Annotated in this window: 18 protein-coding genes and 1 riboswitch; of the genes, 13 read left to right on the top strand and 5 right to left on the bottom strand. The window is 67.5% G+C overall.

Features of this window, described 5'->3' with window-relative positions; all coding sequences use genetic code 11:
- The first annotated feature begins 62 nt into the window (after window positions 1–62).
- The 4 genes from fsa to BM075_RS17280 all read left to right on the top strand — a co-directional run bounded on the left by fsa (window position 63) and on the right by BM075_RS17280 (window position 3,458).
- Window positions 63–716 (top strand): fructose-6-phosphate aldolase, encoded by a 654-nt coding sequence (fsa, locus tag BM075_RS17295; RefSeq protein WP_093361957.1) that lies wholly within the window; start codon window positions 63–65, stop codon window positions 714–716.
- Window positions 717–1,034: 318 nt separating this feature from the next.
- A complete protein-coding gene (locus BM075_RS17290; RefSeq protein WP_093361956.1) occupies window positions 1,035–1,748 on the top strand; it encodes a DUF484 family protein in 714 nt (237 codons plus the stop codon).
- Window positions 1,749–1,750: 2 nt separating this feature from the next.
- Window positions 1,751–2,665, top strand: a complete 915-nt coding sequence (locus BM075_RS17285) for a tyrosine recombinase XerC (RefSeq protein WP_093362074.1) — start codon at window positions 1,751–1,753, stop codon at window positions 2,663–2,665.
- A gap of 88 nt (window positions 2,666–2,753) precedes the next feature.
- Entirely contained in the window at window positions 2,754–3,458 is a 705-nt protein-coding gene (locus tag BM075_RS17280) for a CDP-alcohol phosphatidyltransferase family protein (RefSeq protein WP_093361955.1), read from the top strand.
- A gap of 160 nt (window positions 3,459–3,618) precedes the next feature.
- On the opposite strand, the gene gcvP is transcribed toward BM075_RS17280, so the two are convergent.
- The 3 genes from gcvP to gcvT form a co-directional block, all read right to left on the bottom strand.
- A complete protein-coding gene (gene gcvP, locus BM075_RS17275; protein ID WP_093361954.1) occupies window positions 3,619–6,456 on the bottom strand; it encodes an aminomethyl-transferring glycine dehydrogenase in 2,838 nt (945 codons plus the stop codon).
- A gap of 142 nt (window positions 6,457–6,598) precedes the next feature.
- Window positions 6,599–6,958, bottom strand: coding sequence for a glycine cleavage system protein GcvH (gene gcvH / locus BM075_RS17270; RefSeq protein ID WP_093361953.1), 360 nt, complete (start codon window positions 6,956–6,958; stop codon window positions 6,599–6,601).
- Window positions 6,959–6,974: 16 nt separating this feature from the next.
- Window positions 6,975–8,096: a glycine cleavage system aminomethyltransferase GcvT gene (gene gcvT / locus BM075_RS17265; RefSeq protein ID WP_093361952.1), complete on the bottom strand. Its 1,122-nt coding sequence runs from the start codon at window positions 8,094–8,096 to the stop codon at window positions 6,975–6,977.
- 151 nt (window positions 8,097–8,247) lie between these two features.
- Window positions 8,248–8,342: riboswitch (glycine riboswitch) on the bottom strand.
- 72 nt (window positions 8,343–8,414) lie between these two features.
- Here gcvT and BM075_RS17260 point away from each other — a divergent pair.
- From BM075_RS17260 to BM075_RS17235, 6 genes are all read left to right on the top strand, one after another.
- Window positions 8,415–8,969, top strand: coding sequence for a gamma-glutamylcyclotransferase family protein (locus tag BM075_RS17260; protein WP_093361951.1), 555 nt, complete (start codon window positions 8,415–8,417; stop codon window positions 8,967–8,969).
- A 125-nt stretch (window positions 8,970–9,094) separates the two neighbouring features.
- Entirely contained in the window at window positions 9,095–9,865 is a 771-nt protein-coding gene (locus BM075_RS17255) for an SDR family NAD(P)-dependent oxidoreductase (RefSeq protein WP_093361950.1), read from the top strand.
- A 6-nt stretch (window positions 9,866–9,871) separates the two neighbouring features.
- Window positions 9,872–10,780, top strand: coding sequence for a 2-dehydro-3-deoxygalactonokinase (locus BM075_RS17250; protein ID WP_093361949.1), 909 nt, complete (start codon window positions 9,872–9,874; stop codon window positions 10,778–10,780).
- A complete protein-coding gene (locus BM075_RS17245; RefSeq protein WP_093361948.1) occupies window positions 10,777–11,382 on the top strand; it encodes a 2-dehydro-3-deoxy-6-phosphogalactonate aldolase in 606 nt (201 codons plus the stop codon). The genes BM075_RS17250 and BM075_RS17245 overlap by 4 nt, the downstream gene beginning before the upstream one ends.
- The gene (locus BM075_RS17240; protein WP_093361947.1) at window positions 11,379–12,239 is read left to right on the top strand and encodes an SMP-30/gluconolactonase/LRE family protein; all 861 of its coding nucleotides are present in this window, start codon (window positions 11,379–11,381) and stop codon (window positions 12,237–12,239) included. Before BM075_RS17245 ends, BM075_RS17240 begins: the two co-directional genes overlap by 4 nt.
- A gap of 70 nt (window positions 12,240–12,309) precedes the next feature.
- On the top strand, window positions 12,310–13,311 hold the full coding sequence (locus BM075_RS17235) for an aldose epimerase family protein (RefSeq protein WP_093361946.1): 1,002 nt from the start codon (window positions 12,310–12,312) through the stop codon (window positions 13,309–13,311).
- Window positions 13,312–13,332: 21 nt separating this feature from the next.
- On the opposite strand, the gene BM075_RS17230 is transcribed toward BM075_RS17235, so the two are convergent.
- Window positions 13,333–13,647 (bottom strand): DnaJ family domain-containing protein, encoded by a 315-nt coding sequence (locus BM075_RS17230; RefSeq protein WP_177208400.1) that lies wholly within the window; start codon window positions 13,645–13,647, stop codon window positions 13,333–13,335.
- 188 nt (window positions 13,648–13,835) lie between these two features.
- Between BM075_RS17230 and BM075_RS17225 the strand changes: the two genes are divergently transcribed.
- From BM075_RS17225 to BM075_RS17215, 3 genes are all read left to right on the top strand, one after another.
- The gene (locus BM075_RS17225; protein ID WP_177208399.1) at window positions 13,836–15,185 is read left to right on the top strand and encodes a glycosyltransferase family 87 protein; all 1,350 of its coding nucleotides are present in this window, start codon (window positions 13,836–13,838) and stop codon (window positions 15,183–15,185) included.
- Window positions 15,186–15,282: 97 nt separating this feature from the next.
- Window positions 15,283–18,639: a carbamoyl-phosphate synthase large subunit gene (gene carB, locus BM075_RS17220; protein WP_093361943.1), complete on the top strand. Its 3,357-nt coding sequence runs from the start codon at window positions 15,283–15,285 to the stop codon at window positions 18,637–18,639.
- A gap of 106 nt (window positions 18,640–18,745) precedes the next feature.
- Window positions 18,746–19,441 carry a sulfotransferase gene (locus tag BM075_RS17215; protein ID WP_093361942.1) on the top strand — a complete coding sequence of 232 codons (696 nt, stop codon included), beginning with the start codon at window positions 18,746–18,748 and terminating at the stop codon, window positions 19,439–19,441.
- Window positions 19,442–19,576: 135 nt separating this feature from the next.
- Here the strand turns inward: BM075_RS17215 and lpdA are convergent, their stop codons facing one another.
- Window positions 19,577–20,971, bottom strand: coding sequence for a dihydrolipoyl dehydrogenase (gene lpdA, locus BM075_RS17210; RefSeq protein WP_093361941.1), 1,395 nt, complete (start codon window positions 20,969–20,971; stop codon window positions 19,577–19,579).
- Window positions 20,972–20,978: the final 7 nt, after the last annotated feature.

The raw sequence follows: 20,978 nt of genomic DNA, 5'->3' as shown, positions 1-20,978 counted from the left end.
CAAAGCCGCCGATTGCGGTAACACGTAATCTGCGGAATCCGCAGCTTTCAGAGGAGGACACCATGAAATTCTTCATCGACACGGCAGATGTGGACGCCATTGCCGAACTGAACGACCTCGGCATGGTCGACGGCGTCACCACGAACCCCTCGCTCATCATGAAATCGGGGCGCAACATCAAGGAGGTCACGAAGGAGATCTGCGACATGGTGGATGGCCCGGTCTCCGCCGAGACCGTCGCCCTCGACGCCGACGGCATGATCGCCGAGGGACGGGAACTGGCGAAGATCGCCGACAACATCGCTGTTAAGGTGCCCCTGACGTGGGCCGGTTTGAAGGCCTGCAAGACGCTGACGGACGAGGGACGTATGGTCAACGTCACGCTCTGCTTCTCGCCCACCCAGGCGCTCCTGGCGGCCAAGGCCGGGGCGACGTTCATCTCGCCGTTCCTCGGCCGGCTCGATGACCTGAGCCTGAACGGAATGGACCTGATCGCGGAAATCCGGACGATCTACGACAACTACGCTTTCGAGACGCAGATCCTCGCGGCGTCGATTCGGTCGGTCAACCACATGAAGGAGGCAGCCCTGATCGGCGCGGACGTCGCGACCGCCCCGCCGGGCGTCATCAAGGCGATGGTCCACCACGCCCTGACGGACAAGGGGCTCGAGGGCTTCCTGAAGGACTGGGCCAGCACGGGGCAGACAATCCTCTGACAGCGAAATTTCCAAGGGACCCGGTCGACGCCGGAGCCAACTGGCGGCCGGCCGGGACCCTTGGGGGATAACGCTCAACTCATTAAACAACTGGCCCCGACCTATCGGTTGGAGCGGGTCGACAATGTGACCTGCCCGCGAATTAATTCGGGTGCGGCGGGGTTCAACTGTGGCGAGGGGGCCGCGACCGGAAACACATCGTTGACCAAATCCGGCATGGCGCTGGACCACCCCGCCCGAGGACGTGCAAAAAACTGTCGGACGAAAACCAAGGCGCGTGTAGAGTTTAGGCGTGTCGTAGACGTGAACGGAACGGGCATGAACGAAGTGGCGGTCGATCTGGATGAGATGCGCGAGAAAATTCTGTCCGAGCCGGATGTCATTCTGGACGACCGCGACATCATGCATGCGCTCATTGCCGCCAACGAGAAGGCGCTCGGCACCAACATCATCGACCTGCGCGGCATCGCGATGGAACGGCTGGAAAGCCGGCTCGACCGGCTGGAGGACACGCACCGCTCGGTGATCGCGGCGGCCTACGACAATCTGGCCGGCACCAACCAGATCCACCGGGCGATCCTGGCGATGCTGGACCCGATCACCTTCGAAGGCTTCCTGAAGGGGCTGGGCAGCGAGGTGGCGGCGATCCTGCGAGTCGAATGCATCCGGCTGGTTCTCGAATCGCCGTCCGGTAAGGAAGGCGACGCGGCGCTCGGCCGGCTTGGCGACGTTCTGAGCGTGGTGGAGCCGGGTTACATCAACGACTACGTGACCCAGGGGCGCGAAGGCGCGCCGATCCGGCCCGTCACCCTGCGCCAGCTCCGGCCGAACTCCGACCGGCTCTACGGCGAGGCGACGCAATGGATCAACTCCGAGGCGCTCATCCTGCTGAACTTCGGTGAAGGCCGGCAGCGCGGGATGCTCGCGCTCGGCGCCGAGGACCCGCACCAGTTCCGCCCCAACCAGGCGACCGACCTTCTGAGCTTCTTCGCCGGAATCTTTGAACGGCAGATGCGCCGGTGGCTGGGCTGACCCTGATCTCGCCCGCGCTCGCGGACGCGCTCACCCGCTGGACCGATCACCTGAGAGCGGTCGACGGGGCGGCCGCGGCCACGGTGATCGCCTACCGGCGGGACGTGCAGGGCTTCCTCACCTTCCTGACGGAGCACCACGGGGAAAGCCTGGGTCCGGCGCCGCTTGCCCGGCTCACCATCTCGGACATGCGTGCCTGGATGGCGCACGAGCGGGGGCGTGGCGTGGCCGCGCGCTCGCTGGCCCGGGCGCTCTCCTCCGTCAAGGGATTCGCCGGATGGATGGCGGAACGCGACGGCTTCGACGCCACCGCAATCCTCGCCGCCCGGGCGCCGAAGTACCGTCGCAAGCTGCCTCGTCCGCTGGCCGTCGACGCGGCGAAGTCGGTCATCGACACGGTGGAACTTCAATCGCAGGAGCCCTGGATCGCCGCGCGGGATGTCGCGGTCGTTACCCTGCTCTACGGCTGTGGTCTGCGGATCTCCGAAGCGCTTGGTCTTACCGGCGATGTCCTCCCGCTCGGGGACTCGCTGCGCATCCGCGGCAAGGGCGGCAAGGAGCGGATGGTTCCGGTGCTGGACGCCGCGCGAAAGGCCGTGGCTCACTACGTCGCGCTCTGCCCGTTCGACCTCCCGCCCGGCGAGGCCGTGTTCCGCGGCCAGCGCGGCGGGCCGCTCAACCCGCGCATGATCGCCCGGGCAATGGAACGCACCCGGCTGCAACTCGGCCTGCCCGCCTCCGCCACGCCGCACGCCCTGCGGCACAGCTTTGCCACGCACCTGCTCGGGGCCGGCGGCGACCTGCGCGCGATTCAGGAACTGCTCGGCCACGCCTCTCTTTCGACCACGCAGGCCTACACGGCGGTCGACACGGCCCGGCTTATGGAAATATACCGCAACGCGCACCCGCGGGCCTAAGCGGCCTGGAAAATCCGAGTCGGAGCCATTCCATCCCGGCGAGAATGAAGTAGAGTGGGCGACCAATCCGTGCCGCCCAGAAGGACGCATGAAACCAGAACACCGCGCCTATTCCGTCCATCTTCTGACCGCCACGGGCGCGGTGCTGGCGATGCTCGCCTTGCTCGCGGCTGTCAGCTACGACTGGCCGATGATGTTCCTGTGGTTGGTCGTGGCCTTTGCGGTGGATGGCATCGACGGGCCGCTGGCGCGAAAGTACGACGTTCTGTCCCACGCGCCGCAGGTGGACGGTGCGTTGCTCGACCTGATCATCGACTACCTGACCTATGTCTTCATCCCCGCCTTCGCGCTCTTTGCCTCCGGGCTGATGCCGGGCTGGACCGGCTGGGCGGCGCTGATTGCCATCACGTTTACCTCGGCGCTCTATTTCGCCGACACGCGGATGAAAACCGACGACAAATCCTTCTCCGGGTTTCCCGGCTGCTGGAACATGTTCGTCCTCGTGGTCTTCGCGATCCATCCGCCGCCATGGGTTGTACTGGTAGCGATAATCGTGCTTGCGCCGACGATGTTCACCAACATCCGCTTCATCCACCCGGTCCGCACCCGGCGCTGGCGGGCCGTGTCGCTGCCGATGGCGCTGGTCTGGATCGTCTGCGCCGCCTGGGCGGCCTGGGTGGCGTTCGACCCGCAGAGCTGGGCGAAGGTGGGGCTGGTGGTCTCGAGCCTCTACCTGCTCACGGCCGGCGCCGTGCAGCAGCTTTTCCCCCACCGCCGACTGTCTGACGCCTGAGGCGCGCGCCCCTGCCCTGAGGGAAGTGCGGGCGGAACTGGTGGAGGGGGGCTGTCTGCCCCCCACGCGCCCCGGCCGGGCCGGGACGCTCCCCCCCGAGGATATTTTCGGACACAAGAAGCCAGGCCGAGGCGCGCCGCGCCCGAGGCAGTGCCCGGCGTTACTCGGCGGCGGTGTCCCAGGCCTCCACCGGCGGGCAGGTGCAGACGAGGTTGCGGTCGCCGAAGGCGTTGTCCACGCGGCCCACGGGCGGCCAGTATTTGTCGACGCGGAAGGACCCCGGCGGGAAGCATCCCTGTTCGCGCGGGTATTTGCGGTCCCAGTCGGCCACGAGATCCTCCACGGTGTGGGGGGCGTGGCGGAGGGGACTGTCCGCGATGGCGATGTCGCCCGCCTCGACGGCGGCGATCTCGGCCCGGATCGACAGCATGGCGTCGATGAATCGGTCGAGCTCCGCTTTGGTCTCCGATTCCGTGGGCTCAACCATCAGCGTGCCGGACACGGGCCAGGACATGGTGGGCGCGTGGAAGCCGCTGTCCATCAACCGCTTGGCGATATCGTCCACGTTCACGCCCGCGTCCGCGAAGGGGCGGGTGTCGAGGATGCACTCATGGGCCACGCGATCCTGCCGGCCCTTGAACAGCACGCCATAGGCGCCAGACAGGCGCGCGGCGATGTAGTTGGCGCTCAGGATCGCCACCTTCGTCGCCTGCGTCAGCCCGGCGCCGCCCATCAGCAGGCAATAGGCCCAGGAGATCGGCAGGATCGAGGCGGAGCCATAGGGCGCGGCGGAGACAGGCCCCTCCTCCCCGCCCGTCGCCGGATGCCCGGGCAGGTGGGCCGCGAGGTGCGCCTTCACGCCGATCGGCCCCATGCCGGGGCCACCGCCCCCGTGGGGGATGCAGAACGTCTTGTGCAGGTTCAGGTGGCTCACGTCGGCGCCGATCTCGCCCGGCTTCACCAGGCCCACCATCGCGTTCAGGTTCGCCCCGTCCAGGTAGACCTGCCCGCCGTGCTCGTGGGTGATGGCGCAGACCTCGCGCACCGTGTCCTCGAAGACGCCATGGGTCGACGGGTAGGTGATCATGCACGCCGCGAGCGTGTCGCCCGCCGCCTCCGCCTTGGCGCGGAAGTCGTCGAGGTCGATGTCGCCGTTCGCGGCGGATTTCACCACCACAACCTTCATGCCCGCCATCGTCGCGGAAGCGGGGTTCGTGCCGTGCGCGGAGGTGGGGATCAGGCAGACCGTCCGATCCTCGCCGTTCGCCCGGTGATAGGCGGCGATGGTCAGGAGACCCGCGTATTCGCCCTGTGCGCCGGAGTTCGGCTGCATCGACATGGCGTCGTAGCCGGTGATCTCGCAGAGCTTGGCCGACAGATCCTCGATCATCTCGGCGTAGCCAGCCGCCTGCTCCCGGGGCGCGAAGGGATGGAGTTGGCCGAACTCGGGCCAGGTGATCGGCATCATCTCCACGGCGGCGTTGAGCTTCATGGTGCAGGAGCCGAGGGGGATCATCGCCCGGTCGAGCGCCAGGTCACGGTCGGCCAGCCGGCGCATGTAGCGCATCATCTCCGCCTCGGCGCGGTTCATCTGGAAGATGGGGTGGGTGAGATATTCCGTCTCCCGCAGCAGCGCCTCGGGCAGAGCCACGCCTTCCGGCGTGCCGAACTCGGCGGTGATGCCAAAGGCGCGCCAGACGGCCTCGATTGTCTGCGGCACGCAGGTCTCGTCCACGGAGATGCCGATGCGGGTCGTACCCAGCTTTCGCAGGTTGATCCCCTCGGCCACGGCGGCGCGCAGGATCGCGCCCTGCAACGGGCCGACCTCCACGGTGATCGTGTCAAAGATCTCCTCCGGGTCGGTCACGAACCCGGCCTCCCGCAGGCCCTCCGCCAGCCGGACGGCCATGACGTGCACCCGCTCGGCGATAGCGCGCAGGCCCTTCGGCCCGTGGAACACGGCATAGAACGACGCCATGACGGCAAGCAGCGCCTGCGCGGTGCAGACGTTGGAGGTGGCCTTCTCGCGGCGGATATGCTGCTCGCGGGTCTGCAGGCTCAGCCGGTAGGCCTTATTGCCGCGCGCGTCGACCGAAACGCCGACGATCCGCCCCGGCATGGTGCGCTTGAAGGTGTCACGGCAGGCCATGAAGGCCGCATGGGGCCCGCCGTAGCCCATGGGCACGCCGAACCGCTGGGCAGAGCCCACGGCAATGTCCGCGCCCATCGCGCCCGGCTCCTTCAGGAGCAGAAGGGCCAGCAGGTCGGCGGCGACGATGCCGATCGCCTTTTCGGCGTGGAGCGCCTCCATCTCCGGCGTGAAGTCGCGCAGCTTGCCGTCCGTGCCGGGGTACTGGAACAGCGCCCCGAAGACCTTGCCCGCATCCAGCGAATCCGCCGGCCCGGTGACGATCTCGATCCCGAGGGGCCGGGCGCGCGTCTCGATCACGGCGATGGTCTGGGGGTGGCAGTTGTGGTCCACGAAAAAGGCCTGTGCCTTGGACTTCGCCGCCCGCTGGGCCATCACCATCGCCTCGGCCGCCGCCGTGCCCTCGTCCAGCAGCGACGCATTGGCGATCTCCAGCCCGGTGAGGTCCGAAATCATGGTCTGGAAGTTCAGCAGCGCCTCCAGCCGACCCTGTGCGATCTCCGGTTGATAGGGCGTGTAGGCCGTGTACCAGGCTGGATTTTCCAGAATATTCCGCTGGATCGCGGGCGGGGTGATCGTCCCGTAGTACCCCTGCCCGATCAGCGACTGCAGCACGCGGTTCTTGCCCCCCACCTTGCGCATCTTCACCAGCAGGTCGCCCTCGGCGAGCGGGGGCCAGGCCAGCGGCGCGTCCTGCCTCAGGCGCGCAGGCACCGTTTGCTCTATGAGCTGGTCGAGGCTGTCGACGCCGATCGCTTCCAGCATCTCGGCCATTTCCTCCGGCGAGGGGCCGATATGCCGGCGGTTGGCGAAGTCGTACGGGTCATAGGCGGTGGGCTGAAATGGCATGCGGCTGTTTCCGGTGTGTCAGTCGTTCTTGTTGAGCGTCAGGACCCTCGGCTGCGCCGCCGGGTCCGTCTGCGTCCCTGTGGGCGAATCCACGGCGGAACCGCCGGCCCGGCCGACCCCGTGGCCGGTCGGGCGCCATGGGTCAGGCGATGAGGTCTTTGTAGGCGTCCTCGTCCATGTATTCGTCCAGTTGCGAGGTGTCCTCGATCTTCACGCGGAAGAACCACGCGTCGCCCTCGGCGTCCTCGTTCACGTTCCCCGGCGTATCGACGATGGCTTCGTTCACTTCCACCACCTCGCCGTCGAGCGGCGCCACGATATCGGAGGCCGCCTTGACGGACTCGATCACGACCACCTCGTCGCCCTTCGTCACCTGTGTGCCGACTTCCGGCAGTTCGATGAAGACGATGTCGCCCAACTGTTCCTGGGCGTGGTCGGTGATCCCGACGGTGACGATGTCGCCGTCGAGGCTCATCCATTCGTGGTCTTCAGTGTATTTCATTCAAGCGCACTCCTCATCATCGTTTGTAGGTTGGCGGCACGAAAGGCATGGGGGCAACACGCGCGGGCAGGCGCTTGCCGCGCACCTCGCCCCAGATCTGCGTGCCGGTCAGCGACAGCCGCACCGGCACGTAGCCCATCGCCACCGGGTGACCGACGGTCGGCCCGGGGGCGCCGGAGGTGACGCGGCCGATGGGCGTCCGCGCGTCTTCGGTCTCGAAAAGCTGCACGCCTTCGCGCATCGGCGCCCGCCCTTCCGGGACAAGGCCGACGCGGCGCGTGTCGTCGGGGTCGATCTCGGCGGCCGCAAGCTTGGGGCCGATCACCGCGTCGCCGGGGTAGCCGCCGGAGCGCGATCCGCTCGGGCGCCGCACCTTCTGGATCGCCCAGGTCAGCGCCGCCTGCACCGGGTCCGTCGTCGTGTCGATATCGTGGCCGTAGAGGCAGAGCCCCGCCTCCAGGCGCAGGCTGTCGCGCGCGCCGAGGCCGATGGGTTCGACCTCCTCCATCTCCAGCAGCGCGCGGGCAAACGCCTCCGCCTGCGCCTCGTGGACGGACACCTCGAAGCCGTCCTCGCCGGTATAGCCCGACCGCGAGATCCAGAGTTCGCCGTAATCGCTCTCCTGAACGGACACATCCATGAACCGCATCTCGGCGACCGGCACGATGCGCCCCAGCGCGGCCTCGGCCGCCGGTCCCTGCAACGCCAGCAGAGCCCGGTCCGTCACCGGGATCACCTCGCTCAGCGCCATGTTCCGGCGCAGGTGGGCCACGTCGGACACCTTGCACGCCGCGTTCACCACCAGAAACAGGTGATCGCCGCGATTCGCCACCATCAGGTCGTCGAGGATGCCGCCGTTTGCATGGGTGAAGAAGGCATAGCGCTGCCGCCCCTCCTCCAGCCCCAGCAGCGACTGCGGCACCAGTGCCTCCAGTTCGGCCGCCGCCTGCGAGCCGTCCAGCAACACCTGACCCATGTGGCTGACGTCGAACAGGCCCGCCGCAGCCCGCGTGTGCAGGTGCTCTTTCATCACGCCGAGGGGATATTGCACCGGCATCTCGTAGCCGGCGAACGGCACCATCCGCGCGCCAAGGTCCAGATGCAATGCGTGCAGGGGTGTCTTCTTCAGGTCTTCCACCGGCCCTTCCCTCTCTCGTCCCAGGCCGGCGGGGATCACCGTCGGCACCGTTTCCTGCGACTCGCGCCGCTGGTCGATGCCCCCTCTGTCCTGTCGCCTGAGATCGTTATCCCGTCGGCGGGGGCCGGCTGGCCCCACTCTCCAGAGTGTCTTCCCCTGCGCGGTCCTTTGCGCCTGAGAGTTTACCGGGGCGGTTGCTCCTTCGGCACCGGTCCAGCAGGACCGGATTCTCCCGACACAGGGTCCCGTTTCGCATAGCGAATGCAACCCCTTCCGGCAAGACTTGCTTTCAGCCGCCGACGGCGCGACAGGGTGTGCATGACGGACAGGCAGATCTTCGGCTACGGCTCCCTCGTCAATCGGGCGACGCACGGCTATCAGGACACGCGTCCCGCCACGCTCCACGGCTGGCGGCGGGTCTGGGTGCACACCCGGCTGCGGCCGCTCGCCTACCTGTCGGTGGAACCGGCCGATGCACAGATCGACGGCCTCGTGGCGCGGGTGCCCGGCGCCGACCGGCCCGCGCTCGACGCCCGGGAGGAGGCCTACGACCCACACGACGTCACCGCACGGCTCCACGACAGCAGCACCGAGGTCGCGGCGGAGGTCTTTGCCGTGCCGGCGCGCCACGCGTCCCCGCCCGGCGTGATCCACCCGTTGCGGCTCACCTATATAGATGTCGTCGTGCAGGGCTTCCTCGAGGTCTTCGGGGAGGCCGGCGTGGAGCGGTTCTTCGCCAGCACCGCCGGCTGGAACGCCCCCGTCATCGACGACCGCGCCGCCCCGCTCTACGCCCGTCACCGCCCCCTGACCGACCGCCAGCGCGGCATCGTCGACGCGCATCTCGCCGCCCTCCAGGTCCACTGGGCCTGAGCACGCCCGCGCGCCCCGGCTCCTGCGCGGCGGCTGCACACCACGTTTCGCGACGGTCCGCCCCGTTGCAATTTGCGCACCGTGTGTAAGCCATGGCAGAAACGGAGTCCCGAAGGGAGCGAACGATGACCCAGACCCCGACCTTCCCCGATCTCGCCGGCGCCTCCGTCTTCATCACGGGCGGCGGCTCCGGCATCGGCGCAGCCCTCACCGAAGGGTTCCTGCAACAGGGCAGCCGCGTCGCCTTCGTGCAGCGCTCCGACGCCACCGATTTCTGCGACGAGATGGAGGACAAGACGGGCAACCGCCCGCTCTTCCTGCCCTGCGACGTCACCGACACCGCCGCCCTGCGGGAGGCCATCGAGGCCGCGGCCGAAGAACACGATCCCATCCGCGTTCTCGTCAACAACGCCGCCAACGATCAGCGCCACGCCACGCTCGACGTGGACGAAGCCTTCTGGGACGCCTCGCTGGCCATCAACCTCACCCCCTATTTCTTCGCCGCCAAGGCGGTGATTCCGGGAATGCAGGCGATGGGAGGCGGGGCGATCGTCAACATGTCCTCGATCAGCTACATGATGGCGACCTGCGGCTACGCTCCCTACGTCGTCTCAAACGCCGGCATCAATGGCCTCACCCGCACGCTGGCCCGCGAGTTCGGTGTGGACGGCATCCGGGTCAACTCGGTCATGCCAGGCATGGTCGTCACGCCACGGCAACTCGAAAAATGGTTGACGCCGGAAAGCATCGCGGCGCAACTCGACCGTCAATGCCTGAAGCGGACGCTGACACCCGAAGATATTGTGGGCGGAGTCCTGTTTCTGGCATCAGACGCATCGGCGGCAATGACCTCGCAGGCGCTGGTGCTCGATGGTGGTGTGGTGACGACAGGATGAGTGACAATGGGTAACGCGGACTGGATCGCAGTCGACTGGGGCACATCCTCGCTCCGTGCCTGGGGGATGAGCGCCGAGGGTGCCGTCCTCTGGGCCGAGAGCGCAGGCAAAGGCATGGGAGGGCTGGCGCCGGACGCGTTCGAACCGGCCTTCATGGATCTTGTCGGCGCGCATCTGACCGACGACGGCCCGATCGACGCCGTCGCCTGCGGCATGGTCGGCGCGCGCCAGGGCTGGGTCGAGGCGCCCTACCGTCCCGTTCCCTGCGCCCCGCTCGACCCCGTGCTGACCGCCGCCCCGACCCGCGATCCCCGGCTGCGGTTCCGGATCGTCTCCGGCCTCAGCCAGTCCGACCCCGCCGATGTCATGCGCGGGGAGGAGACCCAGATCGCCGGGTTTCAATCCCTAAACCCCCGGTTCGACGGCGTGATCTGCCTGCCCGGCACCCATTCCAAATGGGTCCACGTCAGCGCGGGCGAAGTGGTCAGCTTCCAGACTTTCATGACCGGCGAGCTTTTCTCGGCGCTGGCCACCCAGACCGTCCTGCGTCACTCCGTGCAGACGGACGGATGGGACGGCGCAGCCTTCGCGGAGGCCGTGGACGACGCGGTCTCCCGCCCCGAGAAGCTCGCCGCACGCCTGTTCTCGCTCCGCGCCGAAGGGCTGCTCTCCGGCCTGCCTGCGGAGGCCGCGCGCGCCCGCCTTTCCGGGCTGTTGATTGGCGCGGAACTTGCCGCCGCCCGCCCCTACTGGCTGGGCCAGAACGTGGCCATCGTCGGCGCCTCCACCATCGCGCGGCGCTACGCCGAGGCGCTGGCGCCGCTCGGCGTTCCGGCCACGGTCGCGGACGGCGACCAGATGGTCCTGAAGGGCCTCGTCGCGGCCCAGTCCCACGCCAAGGAGACCCACGCATGAGCCGCCCCATCATCGCCATCCTCCGCGGCATCACCCCTCGGGACGCCGTCCCGGCCGCGGAAGCGCTGATCGACGCCGGGATCGACCGGATCGAGGTGCCGCTGAACTCGCCCGAACCGCTGGAGAGCATTCGCCGCATGGCGGAGGCCGTGGGCGCGCGCGCCCTCATCGGCGCAGGCACCGTCCTGACGGAAATGCAGGTTGCCGACGTCGCCGCGGCGGGTGGGCGGCTGGTCGTGTCGCCCAACTGCGTCCCGGCGGTCATCCGCGCCACCAAGGCGCGGGACATGGCCTCCTGGCCCGGCATCTTCACCCCCACCGAAGCCTTCGCGGCGCTGGATGCAGGCGCCGACGGGCTGAAGCTGTTCCCCGGCAACATGGCCGGCCCGGGCGGGCTCAAGGCCCTGCGCGCCGTGCTTCCCGCCGAAACGGACGTCTACGCCGTGGGCGGCGCTGGGGCGGAGAACTTTGCCGACTGGATCGCCGCCGGCGCCAACGGCTTCGGCATCGGATCGGCACTCTACACCGCCGGAATGGACATCTCCGAGCTGTCGCGACGCGCGGCGAGCATCGTGAGCGCATACGACGAGGCCTGCAAATGACCCGTATCTTCGACGCCACCCCCTGCAAGCTCGGCGAGGGCCCGCTCTGGCACCCGACCCGCAAACAACTCTTCTGGTTCGACATCCTGAGCCGGCAGCTCCTGACCCGCGCGGAGGGCGAAACCCGCGTCTGGCAGTTCGGCCGCTTCGTCACCGCCGCCGGCTGGGTGGATGAAAACACCCTCCTGATCGCCTCGCAGGGGGCGCTCTTCTGCTTCGACATCGACACGGGCCAGCGGCAGGAGATCTGCAAGCTGGAACCCGACATGCCCACCAACCGCCCCAACGACGGCCGGGCGGACCCATGGGGCGGCTTCTGGATCGGCACGATGGGGATCGAGCAGGAGCCGGGGGCGGGCGCGATCTACCGCTACTACAAGGGCGAGCTGCGCCGCATCCTCCCCGGCATCACCATCCCCAACGCGATCTCCTTCGACCCGGAGGGCACCTTTGCCTGCTACTGCGACTCCACCGAACACGTCATCCGCAAGATCCGCCTGAACGCGGCGGACGGCTGGCCGGCAGGCGAGTCCGAGGTCTTCATCGATATGCGCGGTGAGGACTGGGCCCCCGACGGTGCCGTGATCGACACCGACGGCACGCTATGGAACGCGCAGTATGGCGCCGCCCGCGTCGCTGCCTACGACCGCTCCGGCGCCTTCCTGCGCGCGGTCCCGGTGCAGGCGGAGCTGACCACCTGCCCGGCCTTCGGCGGGGAGGCGCTCGACACCCTGTTCGTCACCTCGGCCCGCGACGGCTTGCCGGAGGACCGTCTGGCCGCGCACCCGGAGAACGGCATGTGTTTTGCCGCCGAGGGCATCGCGATAGGGCAGCAGGAACACCGGGTGCTCCTCTGAGCGCAACACCCAACCAGACGGCGCCGGGACCGCTGCAGGCGGCCCCGCGAGACAGTGGAAAGGACCCACGATGACCCGCACCCCCTTCGGGACGACCGCGACCGGCGAGGCCGTCGAACGGATAGCGCTCAACAACGGCACGATCTCCATCGCCGTCCTGACCCACGGCGCAACGTTGCAGGATCTGCGGCTCGCCGGGCTCGACCGCTCGCTGACGCTGGGCAGCCCGGAGCCGTCGGACTACGGCGACAACGCACCGCTGCAATATTTCGGCTCCATCGCCGGACCGGTGGCCAACCGTATCGCCAACGCGACATGCGCGTTCGACGGCCAGCGCCTTGCCTTCGAGGCCAACGGCGCGGGGGGCCATCACCTGCATGGCGGCGCCACGGGGCTGAGCTACAAGGTCTGGCGCGTCCAGTCGGCAAGCGACACCGCACTCACGCTGGTCACGGATGTGCCAGACGGCGAAGGCGGGCTGCCAGGAAACCGCCGGTTCGAGGTGGACTTCACCCTGGGCGAGGGCCCGACCCTCACGCTCCGGCTGCGCGCCAGCACCGACGCGCCGACGCTGGTGAACCTCGCCAACCACAGCTACTGGAATCTCTCGGACGCCGACACATTCCACGGCCACACGTTGCAGGTGGCCGCCGACCACGTGCTGCCGGTCGACGAGAGTGCCCTGCCCACGGGCGAAGTCCGGCCCGTGGAGGGCACCGAAATGGATTTCCGCACGCCCCGCGCGCTGACGGAGCACGATGTGCTGGACAACAACTTTTGCCTCGGCCGGGAGCGCGTCGCCCTGCGCCCGGTGGCGACCCTGTCGGCGCCTGACGGGCTAACCATGACGATCGAGACCACCGAGCCCGGCTTGCAGGTCTATGACGCACGCCACCTCCCGGCCAGCGGCACGGAGGGGCACGACGGGCACCGGTACGGTCCGCGCGCGGGCCTGGCGCTGGAAGCGCAGTTCTGGCCCGACGCACCATCCAACCCGTCCTTCCCGGACATCCGGCTGGATCCCGGGCAGGACTGGGAGCAGGTCACGCGGTTCCGCTTCAGCCGGACATAGAGCAGCCGGCGGCGGCCCGCCTCAGTCGTACTTGCCGTAGGCTTCGATCTCGATCGCCAGCCGGGTCTGCTTGTCCGCAAGCTCCTTCATCAGGGCCTTGCGCTCCTGCGGGTCGCTGGCCGCCGCCAGCCGATCCCGGATCGCGGCAATCTCGATGTTCAGAAGAACGGGCACCGGCTTGGCCCCGGACTCCCTCAGCACGCGGTCGTGAACCGACGTCGCCCCGTCCGAAAGCCCCTCGATCGGCCGGCCGGAGCCCGGCAGGTTATCGAACTCGCCCTCGGACTCCTTCTGACGCAGCATGTGTTCGATCATCAGGTTCAGCGGATGCGACATGACGGTTCCCTTGCGGTTCCGGCAGCTAAGCCCCGTCCGACCCCTCTCACGCAAGGGGACCATTTGACGCCCGCCTTTGTGTCTTTGATACCGCGCGCATCATGCAGCGAACTGGTTGGGAGTTCCGCCGCGTCCGACGTCTGTTAGGTTGCCCCCAAGAACCGCCGCCCCTGATCCTAGCGAGTCCGATGCCACTCCAGCCCCCGCGGGACCCCGCGCGTCCCAACCCCGTGGATGCCTCGACCGCCAGCCGCGACGGGGCCTCGACAGCGACGACGGGCCGCCGGGCGGTCACCCTCGCCGTCATCGGCGGCCTGCTTTTGCTCGGGGCCTGCGCGTGGCTGTTCTATCTCGCTGTCACTGCGTTTCCCTCCGATCTCTCGGCCGTCTACATCGCGGGCCATCTCTTCGACATCGGCCGGACGGACATTCTCTACGATGCGCCGGAAACGTTCTTCGGCACATCCCCCCCGCTCTGGGAACCGCACATCGAGTCGCTTGGTCTGACGGGCCAATTCGTGACGCCCTATGTCTACCCCCCCTTGTGGGCCGCCGTCGTGGCACCGATTTCCCTCGCCCTGACGCCTGAGCAGTTCTTTTTCGCTGCGGCTTTGGTGCAAATCCCATTGCTCGGCCTCAGCCCGCTGCTCGCCTGGCGGATCGCCGACGGGTCTTTGCGGACACTCGGCGTCTGGCTCATCCTCAGCAGCGTCCTGCTCGTGACCTCCATGATCTCCATCTTCGCGGTCAAGCTCCTGCAGCCGCAGATTCTCGTCGTTTTCCTTATCCTCTGGGCCTTCGAGCGGTATCGAACTGGCCGCTCAGCCACCGCTGGCGCGCTGCTCGCGCTGGCCGCAGCAATCAAACTCGCTCCGGCGGCTTTTGCGCTCATCTTCGTGATGGACAGGAACTGGCGCAGCCTCGGCACCTTCCTGGCTGTGTGCGCCGCCATCGGTCTGGTGGGCTTCGTCGCGGCGGGGGTCGAACTCCACCTGACATTTCTCGACAGCCTGAAAGCCGTCAGTGGCACGCTCTTCCTGAGTTCGACGAATTTCGCCGCAGGACCGCTGATGGCAGCCTTGGGCGGCGCGACGGGATTCGTCCCGCCGGTCGACCTATCCGACCGAAACGTTGTCTTCGATGGGGCGGCCGCCTCGGCAATTCTCCTTCTTAACAAGGTCCTGTTCGTAGCCCTGCTCGCCGCCGTCTTTTGGAAAAGCCGGATGCGCGCCCCCCGCGACCGTCTGGTGGTGCGTCTGATCTCGGTCACGCTTCTGGTGAACCTTTTCGGTCCCCTCGGCTGGATCCATTACAACCTCCTGCCATTGCTCCTCCTGCCAGCGCTCCCCAGACTGATGCGACCGGCCATCGGATATGCGCTTTTCGCCGGGATCGCGGTCGCGACAAGCCGCCAGGCGTTCTGGGCGCTCCACGACCTGGGCCCCGGGGATCTGGGGGTCGTCTCCGTCGGCGTGGCGGGGCTGATCGCCGTTCTTCTCGCAGTCAACGTCGCGCCTTCCCCCCGTCCGACGGAATAGCTGCCATGCTGCATCGCCGCTGAGCCCTTGCGCCCCCACGCGTGCTGTCTATAACGCAGGCAATTTGCGCCCGCCCCCGCTGCCCGGAGACTCACACATGCCCAAACGCACCGATATCTCGTCCATCATGATCATCGGCGCGGGCCCGATCGTGATCGGGCAGGCCTGCGAGTTCGACTACTCCGGGGCGCAGGCCTGCAAGGCGCTGCGCGAGGAGGGCTACCGGGTGATCCTGGTCAACTCCAATCCCGCGACCATCATGACCGACCCCGGACTGGCCGACGCGACCTATATCGAGCCGATCACGCCAGAGGTCGTCGCCAAGATCATCGAAAAGGAACGCCCCGACGCGCTGCTGCCCACCATGGGCGGGCAGACTGGCCTCAACACCTCCCTGGCGCTGGCCGACATGGGGGTGCTGCACAAGTACGGGGTGGAGCTGATCGGCGCCAACCGCGCGGCCATCGAAATGGCCGAGGACCGGAAGCTCTTTCGTGAGGCGATGGACCGGATCGGGCTGGAGAACCCCAAGGCGACCATCGTCACAGCGCCCAAGGGCCCGGACGGCAAGCGTGACGTCAAGGCGGGCCTGGAAGTGGCCAAGGAAGCGTTGGAGACCATTGGCCTGCCCGCGATCATCCGCCCCGCCTTCACCCTCGGCGGCACCGGCGGCGGCGTGGCCTACAACCGCGACGACTACGAATACTACTGCCGCTCCGGCATGGAGGCCTCGCCCGTCGGCCAGATCCTCATCGACGAGAGCCTGCTCGGCTGGAAGGAATTCGAGATGGAGGTGGTCCGCGACCGCGCGGACAACGCGATCATCGTCTGCTCAATCGAGAACGTGGACCCGATGGGCGTCCACACCGGGGATTCCATCACCGTCGCGCCCGCGCTCACGCTGACCGACAAGGAATACCAGATCATGCGCAACGGCTCCATCGCCGTACTGCGCGAGATCGGAGTGGAGACCGGCGGCTCCAACGTGCAGTGGGCGATCAACCCCGAGGACGGCCGGATGGTCGTGATCGAGATGAACCCGCGCGTCTCCCGCTCCTCGGCGCTGGCCTCCAAGGCCACCGGCTTCCCCATCGCCAAGATCGCGGCAAAGCTCGCCGTCGGCTACACGCTCGACGAGCTCGATAACGACATCACCAAGGTGACGCCGGCGAGCTTCGAGCCGACCATCGACTACGTCGTCACCAAGATCCCGCGCTTCGCCTTCGAGAAGTTCCCCGGCTCCAAGCCCGAACTGACCACCGCCATGAAGTCCGTGGGCGAGGCCATGGCCATCGGCCGGACGATCCACGAATCCCTGCAAAAGGCGCTGGCCTCGATGGAAACGGGCCTCACTGGCTTCGACGAGGTCGCCATCGAAGGCCTGCCGGGGCCGGAGAACATGGTCTACGCCGAAAGCGAAGATCCGGTGGTGCCGCAGTTCCTTGTCGGCCGCGAAAAGAACGACCAACTGGCCATCGACAAGGCCGTGACCCGCGCGCTCTCCCTCAAGACACCGGACCGCCTGCGGGTGATCGCCCAGGCGATGCGCTTCGGCTTCTCCGATGACGAGATTCAGGAGATCACCGACTACGACCCCTGGTTCCTCGCCCGCATCCGCGAAATCGTCGGCGCGGAGGCCCGCATCCGCAAGGAGGGCCTGCCGCACACCGAAACCGGCCTGCGCGAGCTGAAGATGATGGGCTTCACCGACGCCCGCCTTGCCCAGCTCACGGGCCGGGACGAGGCCAACGTGCGCCGCGCGCGGGAGAACCTCGGCGTGCACGCCCAGTTCAAGCGGATCGACACCTGCGCGGCGGAGTTCGAGGCGCAGACGCCCTACATGTACTCCACCTACGAGGTCCCCGCGATGGGCGAGGCCGAATGCGAGGCGCGCCCGACGGAGGCCCGCAAGGTCGTCATCCTCGGCGGCGGCCCGAACCGGATCGGCCAGGGGATCGAGTTCGACTACTGCTGCTGCCACGCCTGTTTCGCGCTGACGGAGGCGGGCTACGAGACCATCATGGTCAACTGCAACCCGGAGACCGTCTCCACCGACTACGACACGTCCGACCGGCTCTACTTCGAGCCGCTGACCTTCGAGCACGTGATGGAGATCTTGCGGGTGGAGCAGGAAAAGGGTCACCTGCACGGGGTTATCGTGCAGTTCGGCGGCCAGACGCCGCTGAAGCTGGCCAATGCGCTGCACGACGCGGGCATCCCGATCCTCGGCACCACGCCGGACGCGATCGACCTCGCGGAGGACCGCGAACGCTTCCAGGCGCTGGTGAACGACCTGGGCCTGAAGCAGCCGCGCAATGGCATCGCCTCCTCCGACGAGGAAGCGATCCGCATCGCCGGCGAGATCGGCTTTCCGCTGGTCATCCGGCCCTCCTACGTGCTCGGCGGCCGGGCGATGGAGATCGTGCGCGACCACGCCCAGCTCGAACGCTACATTTCGGAGGCCGTCGTGGTCTCCGGCACCAGCCCCGTCCTGCTGGACAGCTACCTCTCCGGCGCGACCGAGATCGACGTGGATGCCCTTTGCGACGGCACGCGGGTGCACGTGGCCGGCATCATGCAGCACATCGAGGAGGCGGGCGTGCACTCCGGCGACTCCGCCTGCTCCCTGCCCCCCTACTCGCTCAGCGAAGACCTGATCGCCCAGCTCAAGCAGCAGACCGAGGCTCTGGCGCTCGGCCTCAACGTCGTCGGCCTGATGAACGTCCAGTTCGCGATCAAGGACGGGGAGATCTACTTGATCGAAGTGAACCCGCGCGCCTCCCGCACGGTGCCCTTCGTGGCCAAGGCCGTCGGCTCGCCCATCGCTTCCATCGCCGCCCGGCTGATGGCGGGCGAGACGCTGGACAAGTTCGACCTCGTCGACCCGCAGATCGACACCTTCGCGGTGAAGGAAGCGGTCATGCCCTTCGCCCGGTTTCCGGGCGTGGACACCCTTCTCGGCCCGGAAATGCGCTCCACCGGCGAGGTCATGGGCTCCGACAAGAGTTTCCACCGCGCCTTCCTGAAGGCCCAGATCGGCGCCGGCGCCGACCTGCCCACAGAAGGCTGCGTGTTCCTGTCGATCAAGGCCGACGACAAGTCCGAACAACTGCTGGAAACCGCCCGCACCCTGCATGACCTCGGCTTCGAGATCCTCGCCACCCGCGGCACCGCCGCCTACCTCAAGAGCCAGGACATTCCCGCGACGACGGTCAACAAGGTCTACGAAGGCCGGCCGAACATCGTGGACGTGATGAAAGACGGCAAGGTGCACCTCGTCATGAACACGACCGAGGGCGCGCAGGCCGTGGAAGACAGCCGCTCCATGCGCACCGTGGCGCTGCTGGACAAGATCCCCTATTTCACCACGCTCGCCGCCGCCCATGCCGCCGCGCTCGCGATGAAAGCCCGCGAAGAGGGTGAGTTGGGGGTGCGCGCACTGCAAGAGGCGTGAGGCGCAGGCACAAATGTCACGGGGCGGATGGGGCTGCGGCAGCGAACGTTTTCCGCCCCGCGCCCGCGTGCTAGGCAGCGGCGTCTGAGTCCAATTGGTTCCCGTTATGAAACACGTATTTATCGTCGCCTACGGCCGCACCGGCTCCACCGCCCTGATGAAGGCGCTGAACTGCATCGAGGGCGCCTGCATCCGCGGGGAGAACGGCGGCTTGATCCAACCACTGGCACTGTCGCTGGACCTTGCACAGGCCTCCAAGCGGCGGCACGTGCAGGACAGCCAGGACGTCTCCCGCCCCTGGTTCGGCGCCGAGTTCATGCGCCCGAAACGGCTCGGAGAAGGGCTCGCGCGCGTCTTCACCCGCACCATCCTCGCGCCGCCCGAAGGCACGCGCATCACCGGTTTCAAGGAAATCCGCTACGCCTCTGATCTGCTGACCGAGGAGGCGTTCGAGGCGATCCTGCGATTCATGCTGACCTGTTTCGAGAATCCCCACGTGATCTTCCTCACGCGCGACGCGGAACAGGTCGCCGAATCCGCCTGGTGGCAGGACCGGGACCGGGACGTGGTGCTGGACGTGCTGGACCACACCGTTCACCGCTTCCGCATGGCGCACGAGGATCATCCCAAACGCACGTTCCTGATCGACCACGCCACCTTCGACGGCAATCCCGAAGGCCTGCGTCCGCTGCTCGACTGGCTGGGCGAAGACGCCCCGCCGGAGGCCCTGGCCGAAGCTCTGTCGGAGCGCATCGTGAAACCCGAGGAAGCCGAAGCGCCCGCTGTGCGCGAGACCGCCTGACAGCCGGCCCCCGCAACCGGCCCGTGGCCGGGCGCATGGCCCACTCTTCTTGTGTCCGCAAATATCCTCGGGGGGAGCGCCGGAACGGCGCCGGGGGGCAGACAGCCCCCCGTCCGCCCTTTCAGATTGCACAACTCAGGCGTGGATCGCCCCATCGCCGCAGGCCAGCGCCGCTTCCCGCACCGCCTCCGAGAAGGTCGGGTGCGCATGGCACGTCCGCGCCACGTCTTCAGCGGAAGCACCGAACTCCATCGCCACGCAGATCTCGTGGATCAAGTCGCCCGCCGCCGGACCGATGATGTGACAGCCAAGGATACGGTCGGTCTCCTTGTCCGCCAGTAGCTTCACGAAGCCCTCGCCCTGGAACACCGCCTTCGCGCGGCCATTGCCCATGAAGGAGAACTTGCCGACCTTGTAGGCCCGCCCCTCCTCCTTCAACTGCTCCTCCGTGGCGCCGACGGAGGCGACCTCCGGCGTGGTGTAAATCACGCCCGGGATCAGCGCGTAGTCGATGTGCGGCTTCTGGCCCGCGAGCATCTCGGCGACCGCGGTGCCTTCGTCCTCGGCCTTGTGGGCCAGCATCGGCCCCTCGATCACGTCGCCGATGGCGTAGATGCCCGGCACGCTCGTGCGATAGTTCCCATCGACCGCGATCTGGCCCCGCTTGGTCATCTCCACCCCCAGCGCGTCCAGCCCCAGCCCGTCGGTGTAGGGAAGCCGGCCGGTGGACACCAGCACGACATCCGCGTCGATCTGATGCTCGCTGTCGTCCTTGCGCATTTTGTAGGTGACTTTCGCCTTGGACTTCGCCGCCTCCACCTTCGAGACAGCCGCGCCGGTGATGATCTCCAACCCCTGCTTGCCGAGGATGCGCTGGAAGGTACGGGCCACCTCCGCATCCGCGCCCGGCGTGATCCCATCCATGAACTCGATCACGGTGACCTCGGTGCCGAGCCGCTTGTAGACGGAGCCCAGCTCCAGCCCGATCACGCCGCCGCCGACGACAACCATCTTCTTGGGGATCTTCGGCAGCTCCAGCGCGCCGGTAGAGGTGATGACGACCTTCTCGTCGATCTCCACTTCCGCCCCGGGGATCGAGGCCGCAACCGAACCGGAGGCGATGATGATGTTCTTGGCCTCGTGAACCTCGTCGCCCACCTTGACCTTGCCCGCCTCGGGGATGGAGCCCCAGCCCTTCAGCCAGTCGATCTTGTTCTTCTTGAACAGGAACTCGATGCCCTTGGTGTTCTGGCCGATCACGTCGTCCTTGTAGGCGAGCATCTTGCCCCAGTCGATCTTGGGCGCGGGCGTCTTGATGCCCATCTTCTCGAAATTGTGCTCGGTCTCGTGGAACAGATGCGAGGCATGGAGCAGCGCCTTGGACGGAATACACCCCACGTTGAGACAGGTGCCGCCCAGGGTCTCGCGCCCCTCGACACAGGCCGTCTTCAGCCCCAGTTGGGCACAGCGAATTGCACAGACATAGCCGCCGGGGCCGCTGCCGATTACGATGACGTCATAGCTTGCCATTCTTCTC

It is taken from the genome of Tropicimonas isoalkanivorans (assembly GCF_900112335.1).
Lineage (GTDB): Bacteria > Pseudomonadota > Alphaproteobacteria > Rhodobacterales > Rhodobacteraceae > Tropicimonas > Tropicimonas isoalkanivorans.
This window is presented reverse-complemented; position numbering and strand designations above follow the sequence as displayed.